The organism is Stenotrophomonas sp. CC22-02 (assembly GCF_004365115.1).
Classification (GTDB): domain Bacteria; phylum Pseudomonadota; class Gammaproteobacteria; order Xanthomonadales; family Xanthomonadaceae; genus Stenotrophomonas; species Stenotrophomonas forensis.
In genome coordinates this window covers 1,795,539-1,809,818 of the sequence record NZ_SOCO01000001.1, presented here as the reverse complement: position 1 = coordinate 1,809,818, position 14,280 = coordinate 1,795,539, and the positions used below count along the sequence as shown (strand labels likewise).

Annotated in this window: 12 protein-coding genes; 2 read left to right on the top strand and 10 right to left on the bottom strand. The window is 66.8% G+C overall.

Annotated elements, in window-relative coordinates; all coding sequences use genetic code 11:
- Positions 1–106: 106 nt before the first annotated feature.
- A complete protein-coding gene (locus N440_RS08375) occupies positions 107–781 on the top strand; it encodes a response regulator transcription factor (protein ID WP_053508519.1) in 675 nt (224 codons plus the stop codon).
- Between the two features lie 4 nt (positions 782–785).
- On the opposite strand, the gene N440_RS08370 is transcribed toward N440_RS08375, so the two are convergent.
- From N440_RS08370 to N440_RS08355, 4 genes are read right to left on the bottom strand one after another with little or no spacing between them, the layout of a single operon-like run.
- Positions 786–4,121 (bottom strand): PAS-domain containing protein, encoded by a 3,336-nt coding sequence (locus N440_RS08370; RefSeq protein WP_133934716.1) that lies wholly within the window; start codon positions 4,119–4,121, stop codon positions 786–788.
- Positions 4,122–4,157: 36 nt separating this feature from the next.
- A complete protein-coding gene (locus N440_RS08365) occupies positions 4,158–4,643 on the bottom strand; it encodes a MaoC family dehydratase (protein ID WP_133934715.1) in 486 nt (161 codons plus the stop codon).
- Positions 4,640–5,518 carry an alpha/beta hydrolase gene (locus tag N440_RS08360; RefSeq protein ID WP_133934714.1) on the bottom strand — a complete coding sequence of 293 codons (879 nt, stop codon included), beginning with the start codon at positions 5,516–5,518 and terminating at the stop codon, positions 4,640–4,642. Before N440_RS08360 ends, N440_RS08365 begins: the two co-directional genes overlap by 4 nt.
- A 33-nt stretch (positions 5,519–5,551) precedes the next feature.
- Entirely contained in the window at positions 5,552–7,714 is a 2,163-nt protein-coding gene (locus N440_RS08355; protein ID WP_133936004.1) for a TonB-dependent receptor, read from the bottom strand.
- Positions 7,715–7,935: 221 nt separating this feature from the next.
- On the opposite strand from N440_RS08355, the gene N440_RS08350 reads away from it, so the two are divergent.
- A complete protein-coding gene (locus tag N440_RS08350; protein ID WP_133934713.1) occupies positions 7,936–8,937 on the top strand; it encodes a PHB depolymerase family esterase in 1,002 nt (333 codons plus the stop codon).
- On the opposite strand, the gene N440_RS08345 is transcribed toward N440_RS08350, so the two are convergent.
- From N440_RS08345 to msuE, 6 genes are all read right to left on the bottom strand, one after another.
- Positions 8,925–9,767, bottom strand: a complete 843-nt coding sequence (locus tag N440_RS08345) for a helix-turn-helix transcriptional regulator (RefSeq protein ID WP_133934712.1) — start codon at positions 9,765–9,767, stop codon at positions 8,925–8,927. The genes N440_RS08350 and N440_RS08345 overlap by 13 nt on opposite strands.
- Positions 9,768–9,812: 45 nt before the next feature.
- Positions 9,813–9,935 (bottom strand): hypothetical protein, encoded by a 123-nt coding sequence (locus tag N440_RS20545; protein WP_279587426.1) that lies wholly within the window; start codon positions 9,933–9,935, stop codon positions 9,813–9,815.
- A 156-nt stretch (positions 9,936–10,091) separates the two neighbouring features.
- The gene (locus tag N440_RS08340; RefSeq protein WP_133934711.1) at positions 10,092–11,339 is read right to left on the bottom strand and encodes an arsenic transporter; all 1,248 of its coding nucleotides are present in this window, start codon (positions 11,337–11,339) and stop codon (positions 10,092–10,094) included.
- Positions 11,340–11,470: 131 nt separating this feature from the next.
- Positions 11,471–12,505 (bottom strand): methionine synthase, encoded by a 1,035-nt coding sequence (locus tag N440_RS08335; protein WP_006446276.1) that lies wholly within the window; start codon positions 12,503–12,505, stop codon positions 11,471–11,473.
- 38 nt (positions 12,506–12,543) lie between these two features.
- Positions 12,544–13,521 (bottom strand): DUF1852 domain-containing protein, encoded by a 978-nt coding sequence (locus tag N440_RS08330; RefSeq protein ID WP_049458583.1) that lies wholly within the window; start codon positions 13,519–13,521, stop codon positions 12,544–12,546.
- Between the two features lie 57 nt (positions 13,522–13,578).
- A complete protein-coding gene (msuE, locus tag N440_RS08325) occupies positions 13,579–14,160 on the bottom strand; it encodes an FMN reductase (RefSeq protein ID WP_133934710.1) in 582 nt (193 codons plus the stop codon).
- Positions 14,161–14,280 lie beyond the last annotated feature (120 nt).

Here is a 14,280-nt window from a genome sequence, read left to right as displayed (position 1 = left end):
TCGGTGGCCGCCCTTCATACCGCCACACTAGCCGCACACCCACGCAGCGCCAGCGTACCTAGGTACGCCTCCCCGAGGCGGGGCGATTTGTTACTCTCGCCTGCACATGCCAACCCTGCTCATCGCCGACGATCACCCCTTGTTCCGCGCGGCCCTGCATCGTGCGGCCGAAGAGGCGGTGGCCGACCTGCAGATCAGTGAGGCCGATTCACTGGACGGCGTGCTTGACGTGCTCGAGCGCCAGCCGATCGACCTGATGCTGCTGGACCTGCACATGCCGGGCAACCACGGCCTGGCCGGACTGGCCACGCTGCGCGCGTTGCAGCCGGGGCTGGCGATCATCATCGTTTCGGCCAATGAAGAGCCGCAGGTGATCCGCCGTGCCATCGACCTCGGCGCCGCCGGCTATCTGCCCAAGAGTTCAGGCCTGAACGAACTGCAGTCTGCGCTGCAGTCCGTGCTGGAAGGCGAACGCTGGATACCTTCACTGCTGCGCGAACCGGTTGCACGGGTCGCAGCGTTCAGCAAGGACGCCGACCTGGCCGCGCGCCTGGCCAGCCTGTCGGCGCATCAGTACCGGGTATTGAGCCTGGTGGCCGAAGGCCTGCTCAACAAGCAGATTGCCGACCGGCTCGGGGTACAGCTGCGCACCGTCAAGGCGCACATGACTCGGATCATGGAACGGTTGGGGGTCCGCAATCGGGCGCAGGCGATCCGCGTGCTGCATGAAATGGGCCTGGCCGATCCGTCCCGGCAGATCGAAGACGCGGCAGAGCGCTGACCGCTCAGGGCGCTATCGCTGCGGGAGAGGCCAGCAGGTGGTTGATCGCCCAGCGCAGCGCCAGGAGCCTGAAGGGCTTGCTCAGCAGTGACAGCCCCGCGCCGCGCACCGCCTCACGGGTCCCGGCGCCGGTGTCGGCACTGAGGATCACCGTGGGCCGTGGCCCTTGCGCTGCAGCCAGGCGCGTGAACAATGCCACGCCGGTATCGCCGTCATCGAGGTGGTAGTCGAACAGCCACAGTGCCGCATCGTGCGCCGACGCATCGATGCCTTCGGCACCGCGCAGGGCGATGACATCGCAGCCCCAGGACAGCAGCAGCTGCTGCATGGCCGCCAGTGCGTCGGCATCGTTGTCGACCACCAGCACACGGGTGCCCCTGAGAGTGCTGCCGGCGTTGGCGGGCGGTTCGATCCGCGGAGCCGCCGGTGCAGCACTGCGCGCCACGCGGACCGAGAACACCGAACCGCGATTGACCACGCTGCGCAACTGCAACGGTGCGTGCAGCAGGGCCGCGATGCGGTACGCGATGGTCAGCCCCAGCCCCAGGCCCTGGCCATTGCTGCGGTCCACCCGATGGAATTCCTCGAACACCACCGCCTGCTGCTCGGCGGCGATGCCGGGCCCGGTGTCGTGTACGCCGATGGACAGGCATTGGCCGTGGCGACGCACGCCCAGCAGAACGCCACCGTGCCGGGTGTAGCGGATGGCATTGGCCAGGAAGTTCTGCAACACGCGGCGCAGCAGCAGCGGATCGCTGTGCACCCAGGCGTGGGTGCGCAGGTAGCGGAACTGCAGGCCACGCGCCGCTGCCAGCACCGCAAATTCCTGCGCCAGCGGGTCGAGCACGGTTGAAAGTGCGAACGGGCGCGGATCGGCCACCAGCCCGCCGGCTTCCAGCCGGGAGATGTCCAGCAGGCCGGACAGCAGGTCATCGGTGGAATCCAGCGCACCGCGGATCTGGCGCAGGAAACTGTCCAGGAACCCGGATTCGATGTGCTGCGACATGGCATCGGTCAGCAGCTGTGCCGCGTGCAGAGGTTGGATCAGATCGTGGCCGACGGCCGTCAGAAACCGGGTTTTGGCTGCGTTCGCGCGCTCGGCGTCCTGTACCGCCTGCTGCAGCCGGGCGGTACGGTCCTGCACGCGGCGCTCCAGTGTTTCGTTGCTGCGTCTAAGTGCATCCTCCGCGCGACGGAATGCGGTGACATCGGTGAAGGTGGCTACGTAGCCGCCACCGGGCATCGGGTTGCCGCGGATCTCGACGATGGTGTTGTCCGGGAAAACCCGCTCGGAGAGATGCGGGGTGCCGCGTTGCATGTGCGCGACGCGACGCTGCAGTGCCTTCTGCGGTGTGTCAGTTGGGCCCTCACCGATCTTCAGCTGCGCCAATGCCCAGGCGGTGAGGTTGATCACCGGCTGCCCCACCTGCAGCAGCTCCGGTGGAAAACGGAACAATGCAGCGTAACGGCTGTTCCAGGCCACCAGCTGCAGCTGCGCATCGACCACGCTGATGCCCTGGCTCATGTTTTCCAGCGCCGCTTCCAGCAGGCGCTGGTTGAAGCGCAGTACCTGGGTCGCTTCGCCGACGGCACGGGTCACCGCTTCCAGTGGCGCGGCGCCGCCGTCGCGTGCGGCCTCGACCAGCAGGCGTGCCATGCCGGCGCCGACCACAGCGGTCAGCTCACGTTCGACCGCAGTGACCCGGTCGTCATCCAGCAGCTGCCCGGCATCTCCTGCCATCAACTGGCGCGCACGCTCCTGGCCGAGGAAGCGGCCGGCGGTCTTCCGCAGCGAGGCCGCTGCCACCGCGTCGCGCCGACGTGGCAGTGAAGGACGCACCGCCCGCGATACCAGGGCGACGGTGAGCAGGTTGACCGCCAGGCTCGCGCCCATGCTGATGGCGATGTGGCCGGGCTGCATCCGCAGCGAGACCACCGTCAGCCAGTGCAGGCCCTCCGGGCTGGCGGCCGGTGCGGGGGCAGGGAGCACCATCGGCAGCAGTACCAGCCACAACCAGGCCAGTGATCCCAGCACGATGCCCGCGACGATGGCCGGCGAGGATGTACGTGGGCGGTACACCGCCAGCAGTACCGCTGGCGCCAACTGCGAGAGCGCGGTGAAGGACATCAGGCCGAAATCACTGAGCGCCTCGGTATCGCTCATCGCGCGGCTGTACAGCCACGACATCAGGAACACGGCAAGGATGCCGGCACGGCGGAACGCCAGCACGCGCGGACGCAGGTCGGCATGCGCCACGCCGCCCTCGAAGCCACTGATCAGGCGCGAACCGAAGCCGTGGTTGCCGAGCATGATCGACAGGGTCAGCCCGGACAGGATCATCATGCCGGTTGCCGCGCTCAGGCTGCCCAGGTAGGCCAGCAGCGCCAGCAGGTGGTGGCCACCGGCCTGCGGCAAGGCCAGCACGTACAGGTCGGGCGTCATCGTCGCCGGCAGCTGCGCGGCTCCGGACAGTGCCATCGGCACAGAGGGCAGGCCGATCAGCAGCAGATAGACCGGAAACATCCAGCGTGCGGTTTTCAGGTCCGAGCTCTGGCGCAGTTCCACTACCCCGACATGGAACTGGTGGGGCAGGGTGAAGGCGGAGATCGCGCCCAACGCGACCATGGTGAGGTAGTCCGGGACGATGGCCGGTGGCGGCAGCTGCGCCATCCTGTCCAGCAACGGCATGCCGGAGCGGTGCACCGACAATGCCGCATACAGGCCGATGGCCAGCAGCGCCGCCAGCTTCAACAGTGACTCCAGCCCCAGCGCGACCACGATGCCACGGTTCGGTTCGGTGGCCGACGCCTTGCGCGCGCCGAACAGCAGGGTGAAGGCCGCCATCGTCAACGCGAACCAGAACGACATGTCCAGGTGCGCGCCGGCCGGTGCGAAGCGATCGCCAAGCAATGCCCCCAGTCCCTGGCTGACGGCTTTCAGCTGCAGTGCGATGTAGGGAATGATGCCGAACAGTGCAACCAGGGTGATGGTGAAGCCGAGGCCGCGATCCGCGCGCAGCCGGGCCACCACCAGGTCGGCGATGGTGGCGCTGTTGTGCTGCTTGGCCAGGCGTCCCAGCCGCACCAGGAAGGGCAGGCCGAAGGCGAAGATCAGCGCCATCCCGGCCAGGGTCGGTGGAATCGGGAAGCGCCATTGCAGACCCTGCGAAGCGGCGCCGTAGTAGGTCCATGCGGTGCAGTGCACCGCCAGCGACAGCGCATAGATGGCCGGCCACGCGCGCGCCAACCGGTGCCCCTGGCGCTCGCCCCAGAGGGCCACGCCAAACAGCAGTACGGTCCACGCAATACAGGCGAACAGGACGACAGTAGGCGTCAACATCGCTCCAGTGTAGGCAGGGAGCCGGGCAGGCGGGTGCTACGGGGCAAGCACGATCAATGACAGCTGCTCAGCAACCAGTGCCAGCTCGCCATCGTCAACGCGTTCGACGGCCTTGCGCTGGGTCAGCAGCCACTGCCCTGGCTGGCGCGCCTCCAACGACACCAGCTGCGAGCGCACCCGTACGTCGGTGCCGCTGGGTACCGGCGCCAGGAAGCGGACCTTGTTCAGGCCATAGTTGAGGACATGGGCAATGCCGGGAAAGCCGGCCAGGGCAGCCACGTCGTCCTGCACGGTGAGCGAGAGCAGCAGGAAGCCATGCGCGATGGTGCATCCACCGGGCAGCGCCGCCTGTGCGCGCTGCGGATCGACGTGGATCCAGTTGTGGTCGCCGGTAGCGTCTGCGAAGGCGTCGATCGTTGCCTGCGCGATGTGCATGCCGGCGCCCACGCGTTCCTCTGCAGCCCACCGCTGCAGGGCCTGCAGGGCGCTGGGCAGCGCCTCCGCCACAGGCCCGGTGCTCATCGCACATGCTCCAGCAGGGCCAGGATTGCATTACGTGCTTCGGGCTCGGACAACATCGGCGCATGGCCGACGTCAGGTACTTCAACCAGGCGGGCACGCTCCGATGTCGCCGCCATCTGCCGGGCGACATCGGCCGGCAGGATATCGGACAGCGCACCGCGCACCACCAGCACCGGCACCCGCGCGGTCAGCCCGCGCACCGCGCGCCACAGCATGGGGCGCAGCAGCCACAACAACCAGGGCCGCGTGGTGCGGATCACCGCCGGGTCGTAGTCCAGTTCCAGCAGCCCATCGCTGCGCGGGCGGAAGGTGCGCACCGCCATCGCCCGCCAGTCCTCGGTGCTGAAGCGCGGGAACGCGGCCTTGCCGATCGACGCCACATAGGCCGTGGCCTGCTCCAGATCCATCGGCGGCACCGGCTTGCCGGCGTACTTGCCGATCCGCGCCAGCGCCTCGCGCGGGACCTTGGGGCCGGCATCGTTCAGCACCGCCGCGGAAATCAGCTGCGGTGCGCGCGAGGCGAGGGTGATGGTCACCAGCACGCCCAGCGAGGTACCGACGAACACCGCCTTGTCGATGTTCTGCGCGCGCAGCAGTGCCACCATGTCATCTGCATAGGTGCGCGGGTTGTAGCTGGACGGATCATGCGCACTTTCTGATCCGGCGCGGCCACGCAGGTCGACCGCGATCACGCGCCAGCCCACGGCAGTGAGGGTGCTGGCGAGCGCATCGAAATCGGCGCCATTGCGGGTCAGGCCGGGGATGCAGACCACCGTGCCGCGGGCCGCCTGCCCGGTATCCGGTGCATGGTCCCGCGCGTGCAGGCGCAGGCCATCGTCGCTGTTCCAGTACAGATCTACGTAGGACTGCATCATGCACGGGGCTTCCTGGAAATCGTATCGGATGCTCTAGAAATCGTAACGGACGCTGAGGCTATATTGGCGTGGCGGGCCGTAGAAGCCAATCAGCGTGCCGACCGCCGGGATGTTGTAGCCGGTGGTGCGGTACTCCTTGTCGGTCAGGTTGGTGCCCTGCAGCGAGAAGGTCCAGGCATCATCCAGCCGCCAGATCACACCGGCATTGAGCAGCCCGTAGCCGTCCTGGCGGATCGCCGGGCTCAGATCGGTGGTCGGCCACACTTCGCTCTGGTAGCTGTAGCTCACCCGTGCCGACAGGTTGCTGCCGTTGGCCAGCTCGGTGCGGTATTCCACGTTCAACGCGCCGGAAAATTCCGGCGCATTGGTGAACTTCATCTGCCGGGCCACGTTGATGCCGCGGTCCATGTACTCGTCGTACTTCGTGTCCAGCCAGGCCAGGTTGCCGGAAATCAGCCAGTGCTGGGTGGGCAGGTACTGGTATTCAACCTCCAGGCCCTTGACGGTGCCGGCGCCGGCATTGGTGAAGTCGCCGAAGAAGGAATCATCGATGCCATCGCCATTGGTATCCAGACCGGTGAACACCGACAGCTGGATGTCCTTGTACTTGTTGTAGAAGGCCGACAGGTTCAGGAACAGGCGCTGGTCGAGGAAGGCCATCTTGCTGCCGACCTCGTAGCTGTCCACGGTCTCGTCGTCGAACGGCTCGGCCGAGCGCGGCACCGCCACCGCGTTGGCACGGATGTTGTAGCCGCCGGACTTGAAGCCGCGCGTGGCCAGGCCGTAGACCATGATGTCCGGGGTGATCTGGTAGTCCAGCGAGACCTTGGGCGAGACATTCTTGAAGTTGGTCTTCTTGTCGAAATCCGCGGTCACCGCCACCGGCCGGCTGAAGCCCGGGTCGGCATAGAGCCGGTTGAGCACGATCGCGCGCTTGTCCTCGTCGGTGTAACGGGCGCCCACATCCAGCTTGAGCCTGCTGGTCAGGTCGAAGGTCCAGTCCGCGTACAGCGCAATGCTGTCGGTCAGCACCTTGCCCTGGTTGTCGGCGAACTGCGCGCTGAAGTAGTTGTTCTGGATCTGCCCGCCGGCCTCGCCACTGAACTGGTACAGGCCGACCACGCCGCGCAAGCGACCGCCCGCATCGTAGTTCAGCTGCACTTCGTTGCTGACCTGGTTGTCATTGTAGGTGCCGCTGACGTCGGCCAGCTTGACCGGCGTGGTATCGAAGTCGATGTTGGCCTCGCTGTCCGATTCGCGCTTGGCCACCACGTACTTCACTGCGATGTCTTCGTTCGGCCGCCAGTTCACCGTGGCCGACGCGCCCTTGGTTTCCACGTTGTTGAGATTGCGCATGCCCGAGCGGATGTCGTAGCGGCTGTCCATCGGCGGGTAGGGGCGCAGGAACGGGTTCGGCGCCAGCATCTTCGAACCACGCATGCCGGACTGGTCGTCGATCCAGTCCAGTGCGAACTGCACGTCGAAGTCGTCGCCCGCGTAGGCGCCGAGATTCAGGCGTGCCGCGTTGATCTGCTTGTCGCTGACCGGTTGGCCGTTGAAGGTGTTTTCGCCAAAGCCATCGTGATTCATGCTGGCCACCGCCACGCGCGCGCGCAGGCCGCTGTCGGCGCCGCCGATCGGGCCGCCGATGGCCGCCTTGGCATCGAGCTGGCTGTAGTTGCCCACGGTGATCTGGGCGAAGCCCTCGGTCTGGGTCGGCAGGCCACGCGAGATGTACTTGATCGCGCCGCCGATGGTGTTCTTGCCGTACAGCGTGCCCTGCGGGCCGCGCAGTACTTCAATGCGCGAGACATCGAACACGTCCAGCAAGGCGCCCTGGGGGCGCGCGATGTAGACGTCATCCAGATAGATGCCCACGCCCGGGTCGGCGCCCCAGGTCGGGTCGGACTGGCCGATGCCGCGGATATAGGCGGTGACCGTGCTGCTGGCGCCGCGCGCGGCGTAGATGGTGAGGTTGGGCACCTGCGCATCCAGGTCGCTGATGTCCTGGACATTCATCCTGTCCAGCGCTTCGGAAGTGAACGCAGTAACCGCCACTGGCACTTCCTGCAGGGTTTCCTCGCGCTTGCGGGCGGTGACCTTGATGCTGTCCAGGTTGGTCGGCGAGGCCGACCGGCCGGCCGGCGGCGCTTCCTGTGCCAGTGCCGGCACCGCGGCCAGCCACGCGCCGATCATGAGACTCAAACCATTCCGCTTCATCCGCTCCTCCCCCAGGCATGTCCGTATTGATGGCCCCTTGCCATCCCTGCAGCCAAGGCTAGCGGTGTCATCCGCCGCCAGCGAGTGGACCTAGGTCCAGTCGGCAGTGGCCATGGGATGCGGATACTGGGGGCGCCCCCAGCCGGGAACGCCCCCCGGTACGCCTTCATCCACGACCCACGCATGAGGATCTGGCCATGAACTCCACAATCGATTCGATCAAGCGGCTGCTGCTGATGCTGAGCTTCTGCCTGGCAGCAGGCAGTGCTTCCGCTGCAGGCCCGGCCGGCCATTGGGATATCGGCCTGTACGACAATCTGTTCGGCGCCCGCGAGTACCAGGTCTGGGTACCTGCCGGCTACGACGACGCCCAGCCGCTTCCGCTGCTGCTGGTGCTGCACGGCTGCGTGACCGGGCCGAACCTGATGGGCGAGGCCTCGGGTTTCAACGATGTGGCCGATACCGAGGGCTTCATCGTGGTGTACCCGCGACAGAACGTCACCGCCAATCCGGCGCGTTGCTGGAACTGGCAGCTGCCGATCAACCAGGCGCGCGACAGCGGCGAAGCAGCGATCCTGGCCGGCATCGTGGACAAGGTGAAGGCGGGCTACAGCGTTGATCCGCACCGCGTCTACGTCACCGGCATTTCCGCCGGCGGCGCGATGACCTCGATCATGCTGGCCTGCTACTCGGACGTGTTTGCCGCCGGCGCCATCCATTCCGGTGGCATGTTCAAGGGGGCGACCACGATTTCCGGCAGCGCCTATGCACTGCTGGCCGGCAGCATCTACTCGCCCGACAGCAACGGCCGGCTGGCCTGGCAGTGCTCCGGATCGCCGTCGCCGCGACCGCTGCCGGTACTGGTGTTCCATGGCAGCGCCGATCTCACCGTCAACCCGGTGAACGGACAGCAGGCCGTGCGCCAGTTCCTGCAGACCAACGATCTGGCCGATGACGGCCAGGACAATGACTCGGTGAAGCATGTGCCGACCAGCACCTATCACGGGCAGGTGCCGGGTGGCCGCGCCTATACGGTCGATACCTATGCCTACGGCGGCCGCACGCTGGTCCAGCATTATGTGGTGCAGGGCATGGGCCATGCGTGGAGCGGCAGCCAGTCGGGCCTGCCGTTCACCGACCCCAAGGGGCCGGATGCCACGCTGATCACCTGGTTGTTCCTGAAGGACTACCAGCGCTGAGCCTGGTCTTCAGCGCCGGGCCCGCGCAATCGGGTGCTCCGTTCGGCAAGGAAGCGCTTGGGCGGGGCACCCACGGTCTTGCGGAACATGGTCACGAATGCGCCCGCGCTGTCGTAGCCCAGCTCATCCGCAACAGCCTGGACGGTCTTGCCGCTGGCCAGCATCGGCAGCGCGACCACCACATGCATCTGCCGGCGCCAGCGCCTGACGCTCAGGCCGGTTTCACCGGAGAACAGCCGGGACATGTTGCGCTCGCTCATGCCGATCCGGCCGGCCCAGACGTCCAGCGTTGCCCGCTCGGCGGGCGCGGCCAACATCGCACTGGCCAGCCGGCGCAGCCTCGGCTCGGACGGCATCGGCAGGTGAATCCACTCCGGCGGCGCGGCAATGAGTTCGTCCAGGAGCACCGCCATCAGCCGCGCCTGTGCGCTGCCGTGCTCGTACTGTTGGGGGTGATCTGCCAGGCGTTCGAGCAGGGCGTGCATGAACGGGGTGATCGCCATCGTGCAGCACCGCGTGGGCAAACCCGGTACCGCTCCGGGTTCAACGAACACGACGAATCCATGCGGTTTCCCGCTGCTGCTGGCCCGATGGGTCAGCCCGCCCGGAATCCAGACCGCCCCCTGCGGCGGAACCACCCACAGGCCGGCATGGGTTTCCAGCGTGATCAGTCCACGCGTGGCGACCATCACCTGTGCCTTCCGGTGTTCATGGAAGGGCATTTCCCAGGCATCGGGAATGGGTTCCAGTCCAAGCACCATCACCGGCAGGTCGATCCGATCGGGGTAGTCAGGACCGACCTCGTCCTGCCCTGCAAGCGAAATCGTCACTTCGTTACCCGCCCGGTGTGCGTTGGGCGGGCCCTGTAGCGCCGTTCAGGCTCCGTCACGTGCCTGCTCCGGGTCGCGCCTGTGCCAGACGCAGATGAAACCCATCAGGACGTGGACGATGGGCGGGTCAGCACAGGGGGCGGCGACGGCCGCGGTGGTATCGCTCATGTGGGCATCCTCTGTAGTCGAGGATGGGAAGCGTATTCGGCAGCCGGAACGGGGTCATTCGACAGTTACGCCAGGTGATTCATCAATCCGGCCAGATGAGCGCAGCCAGATCCGATCGGGTTGTCCAGCGCGCTGTGGCCAACGCACAGCGCACGGCTACAGCAGCAACAGGGCGCCGATCAGTGCGGGTGGCATCACCAGCGCGCCAACGCGCAGGAAGTCGAGCGCGCTGACATGCTCGCCTTCGCGGCGCAGCGCCACCAGCCACAGCATCGTGGCCAACGAGCCGGTCACCGACAGGTTGGGGCCCAGGTCCACGCCCACCAGCAGCGCGGCCCGGGTCTGTGCCGGCAGATCGGCCATCTGGCCCAGCGATCCTGCTGCCAACCCCACTGGAAGATTGTTGGCCACGTTGCTCAGCAGCGCGGCAGCGCCCCCGGCCAGCCAGCTGGCCTGCCCGGGCGATGCCTGTGCCAGGGCCTGCAATGCGCTGGCCGTGCTCTGGATGGCGCCGGTCTGTGCCACGGCCTCCACCAGCACGAACAGGCCAGCCACCAGCGGCAGTACGCCCCACGACACGTGGCGCAGCATCGGCAGCGGGCTGCGGCGCTGCCGGATCGCCACCACGGCGACGCTGAGTGCCCCTGCACAGAACGTGGCCAGGCCCAGCGGGCCGTTCAGTGCCGAGGTCAGCAGCAGCACGCTGCCGGTGAACAGGACGCCCAGCGCGCTCAGCCGGCCGCCGTCGGTCAGCGGCCGATGCTCCGGTGCCGCCACCAGCGGCTGGGCGATCTCGTGCCGGTGCACCCAGCGCAGCACCAGGTAGGTGGCGCCGATCGCAGCCAGCGAGGGCAGTGCGAACTGCGCCAGCCACTGCAGCAGCGGCGGCATGTGCTGGCCGTACACGACCAGATTGGCCGGATTGGAAATGGGCAGCACGAAGCTGGCCGCATTGGCGATGAACGCGCAGACGAACAGGTAGGGCAGGGGGTTGGCACGCGCCGCCCTGCAGGCGGCGTAGACCGCGGGCGTCAGCACCACGGCCGTGGCATCGTTGGAGAGGAACACGGTCACCAGCGTGCCGACCAGGAACACCAGGTCGAACAGGCGCCGCCCCGAGCCGCCGGCATGGCGGACGGCATAGAGCGCCAGCCAGTCGAACAGGCCTTCGCGACGGGCAAGCTCGGCCAGCACCATCATGCCGACCAGGAACAGATAGACGTCACGGCCCTCGGCCACCGCACCCCAGGTCATGTCCAGCGATACCGCACCCAGCAGCGGCAGCAATGCGGCAGCCCCCAGCGCCCACACGTATTCCGGAATGCGGAACGGACGGAACAGCAGGCCGACCGTGGCCACGGCCACAGCCGCCCAGATCAGCAAGGGTGAGTAGGAAGCGGGCATCGGGCGGGGGATCTCGGCTGCGCCGGCACGCTACCAACAGCAGCGCGCCCGCTGCACCCACGGCAGTTCGGAGGGAGCGGCATCATACCCTGCGAACTGTGTTGCAGCGGGCAACCACGCCCGGGCCGGGGTCAGGCCGAGAGTTCCTCGCGCACGATCCTCGCCCCTTCGCTGAGCGCGCGCAGCTTGCCCCGGGCGACATCGCGGGCCAGCGGTGCCATGCCACAGTTGGTGCTCGGGTACAGCTTGTCGGCATCGACGAACTGCAGCGCCCTGCGCAGGGTGCTGGCCACTTCCTCGGCGGTTTCCACCGTGCTGGAGGCCACATCGATGGCGCCGACCATCACCTTCTTGCCGCGTACCAGTTCGATCAGATCGATCGGCACGTGCGAGTTGTGGCATTCCAGCGAGATGATGTCCAGGCTGGACGTCTGCAGTTTCGGGAACGACTCCTCGTACTGGCGCCATTCCGATCCCAGCGTCTGCTTCCAGTCGGTGTTGGCCTTGATGCCGTAGCCGTAGCAGATGTGCACGGCCGTTTCGCACTTCAGTCCTTCAACTGCGCGTTCCAGCGCGGCCACGCCCCAGTCGTTCACTTCGTCGAAGAACACATTGAAGGCCGGCTCATCGAACTGGATGATGTCCACGCCCGCGGCTTCCAGCTCCCTGGCTTCTTCGTTGAGGAGCTTCGCGAACTCCCACGCCAGCTTCTCGCGGCTCTTGTAGTGTGCGTCGTACAGCGTGTCGATCATGGTCATCGGGCCGGGCAGGGCCCACTTGATCGGCTGCGAGGTCTGCCGCCGCAGGAATTTCGCATCCTCCACGAACACCGGCTTCGGGCGGCTGACCGCGCCGACCACGGTAGGCACGCTGGCATCGTAGCGGTTGCGGATGCGCACGGTCTCGCGCTTCTCGAAATCAACGCCGCTGAGGTGCTCGATGAACGTCGTCACGAAGTGCTGCCGGGTCTGCTCACCGTCGCTGACGATATCGATGCCGGCATGCTGCTGTTCCTGCAGGGACAGGCGCAGCGCGTCCTGCTTGCCTTCGGTCAGGGCGTCGTCCTGCAGCTTCCAGGGCGACCAGAGCTTTTCGGGCTCTGCCAGCCAGGAGGGCTTGGGCAGGCTGCCGGCGGTGGAGGTGGGGAGCAGTTTCTTCGTCGACATTGCGTGTTGTTTCCTGGGGGCGAATGGAAATCGATGGATCAGCGGGCAGCCCACTGCTCAAGCACGGCGCGGTACGGCTTGATGAAGTGTTCTTCGGTGAACCGGCCCTGCTTGACCGCCAGCTGGCTGCGCTCTTCGCGGTCGTAGACGATGCGGGTGGAGGAGTAGTCCTGGTGCTTCAGGCTGGGCTGGTAGACCTTGCCGGCCACGGAATTGGCGTTGTAGATCTCCGGGCGGTAGATCTTCTGGAACGCTTCCATGGTGCTGATGGTGCCGATCAGTTCCAGGTTGGAGTAGTCGCCCAGCAGGTCACCGCGGAAGTAGAACGCCAGCGGCGCGACGCTGCCCGGCGGCATGAAGTAGCGCACCTGCAGGCCCATCTTGTCGAAGTACTGGTCGGTGGGGGAGAACTCGCCCTGCCGGTACTCCACGCCCAGGATCGGGTGATGGTTCTCGGTGCGGTGATAGGTCTTGCTGCTGGACACGCTGATGCAGATCACCGGCGCCTTGCTGAAGTTGGCGCGATAGGCGTCCGACGCCAGGAAGTGCCTGAACAGCTTGCCGTGCAGGTCGCCGAAGCCGTCCGGAATGCCGAAGGTGGCCTTGCCCTCGTTGCTGGCCGGCAGCACCACGCTGAAGTCGTAGTCGCGCACGTAGGACGAGAAGTTGTTGCCGACGATGCCTTCGGTGCGCGTGCCGGTCTGCGTGTCAACGATGGTCGGTCGCAGCACTTCGATCAGCGGGAACGGATCACTGCCATCGCCGCCGTCGATGTGCATCTCCACCGAGATGATGTCCAGCTCGACCGCGTAACGGTCGGCATTGGGGTTGTCCCAATGGGCCAGGTCGTTGAAGCGGTTGTTGATCATGCTGATCGTGTTGCGCAGGTTTTCCTGCCGCGACGCGCCACGGGCCAGGTTGGCGAAATTGGTGGTGATGCGCGTGCCGTCAGCGGGCTGGTAGTCCTCGTTGAAGGGGATGCGGGTGATGCTGAAGGTAAAGTGGTCGGTCGTCATGGGTGGCGTTCCGGGTTGCGGGGTGACATCCGAATGCAGGCCTGCGGCATTCGGCATTCAAAGGGCTGCTGCGATCTCGGCGGTGGCCGGCGCGGCGCGATGGGACAGGGCAAGCAGGGGCAGCGCCCGCTGTACCGCCAGCCGCGCCCGCTGCATCAGCGCCTCGTTGTGCACGCGGCCATCGGCGAAATCGCGGTCGGTGGCATAGACGCCCAGCGGCAGCGTGCGGGCCTGGAAGAAGCTGAAGAGCGGCCGCAGCTGGTGGTCGATCACCAGTGCATGGCGTTCGCTGCCGCCAGTGGCGGCCAGCAGGATGGGAGTGTCGACCAGTGCGTCCTGGTGGATGAAGTCGAAAAAGTGCTTGAACAGCCCGGTGTAGGAGCCGCGGTAGACCGGTGTGGCCACCACCAGCACGTCGGCCTGCTCGACCGCCGCCAGCTGCCGCTCCACCGCCTCGGGCAACTGCGAGCGCCACAGCGCACCGGCCAGCTGCGGCGCCAGTTCGCCCAGCTCGATCAGGTGCGGTTCGCAGGCAACGTCTTCGCCGATCAGGTCCAGCAGGTGCTCGGCCAGGGTTGCAGCCCGCGAGGGGCGCTGCAGTCCGCCGGAGACGGCGACGATACGGAGGGGGCGGGTCATCGGTTTGCTTTCAGCTGGGGAGGGGCTGCTTCGGGCGGTCTGCGCGGACGCAGTCCTGCAGGCCGGCGGGGTGACCGGGCGTACAGGCAACCGAAGGCATGACGCGATGCTAGCCATGCC

Excerpts from the sequence above, each read along its gene's own strand:
- N440_RS08375 (WP_053508519.1), top strand. The coding sequence starts at position 107 with ATGCCAACCCTGCTCATCGCCGACGATCACCCCTTGTTCCGCGCGGCC.
- N440_RS08370 (WP_133934716.1), bottom strand. The coding sequence starts at position 4,121 with ATGTTGACGCCTACTGTCGTCCTGTTCGCCTGTATTGCGTGGACCGTA.
- N440_RS08365 (WP_133934715.1), bottom strand. The coding sequence starts at position 4,643 with ATGAGCACCGGGCCTGTGGCGGAGGCGCTGCCCAGCGCCCTGCAGGCC.
- N440_RS08360 (WP_133934714.1), bottom strand. The coding sequence starts at position 5,518 with ATGATGCAGTCCTACGTAGATCTGTACTGGAACAGCGACGATGGCCTG.
- N440_RS08355 (WP_133936004.1), bottom strand. The coding sequence starts at position 7,714 with ATGATCGGCGCGTGGCTGGCCGCGGTGCCGGCACTGGCACAGGAAGCG.
- N440_RS08350 (WP_133934713.1), top strand. The coding sequence starts at position 7,936 with ATGAACTCCACAATCGATTCGATCAAGCGGCTGCTGCTGATGCTGAGC.
- N440_RS20545 (WP_279587426.1), bottom strand. The coding sequence starts at position 9,935 with ATGAGCGATACCACCGCGGCCGTCGCCGCCCCCTGTGCTGACCCGCCC.
- N440_RS08340 (WP_133934711.1), bottom strand. The coding sequence starts at position 11,339 with ATGCCCGCTTCCTACTCACCCTTGCTGATCTGGGCGGCTGTGGCCGTG.
- N440_RS08335 (WP_006446276.1), bottom strand. The coding sequence starts at position 12,505 with ATGTCGACGAAGAAACTGCTCCCCACCTCCACCGCCGGCAGCCTGCCC.
- N440_RS08330 (WP_049458583.1), bottom strand. The coding sequence starts at position 13,521 with ATGACGACCGACCACTTTACCTTCAGCATCACCCGCATCCCCTTCAAC.
- msuE (WP_133934710.1), bottom strand. The coding sequence starts at position 14,160 with ATGACCCGCCCCCTCCGTATCGTCGCCGTCTCCGGCGGACTGCAGCGC.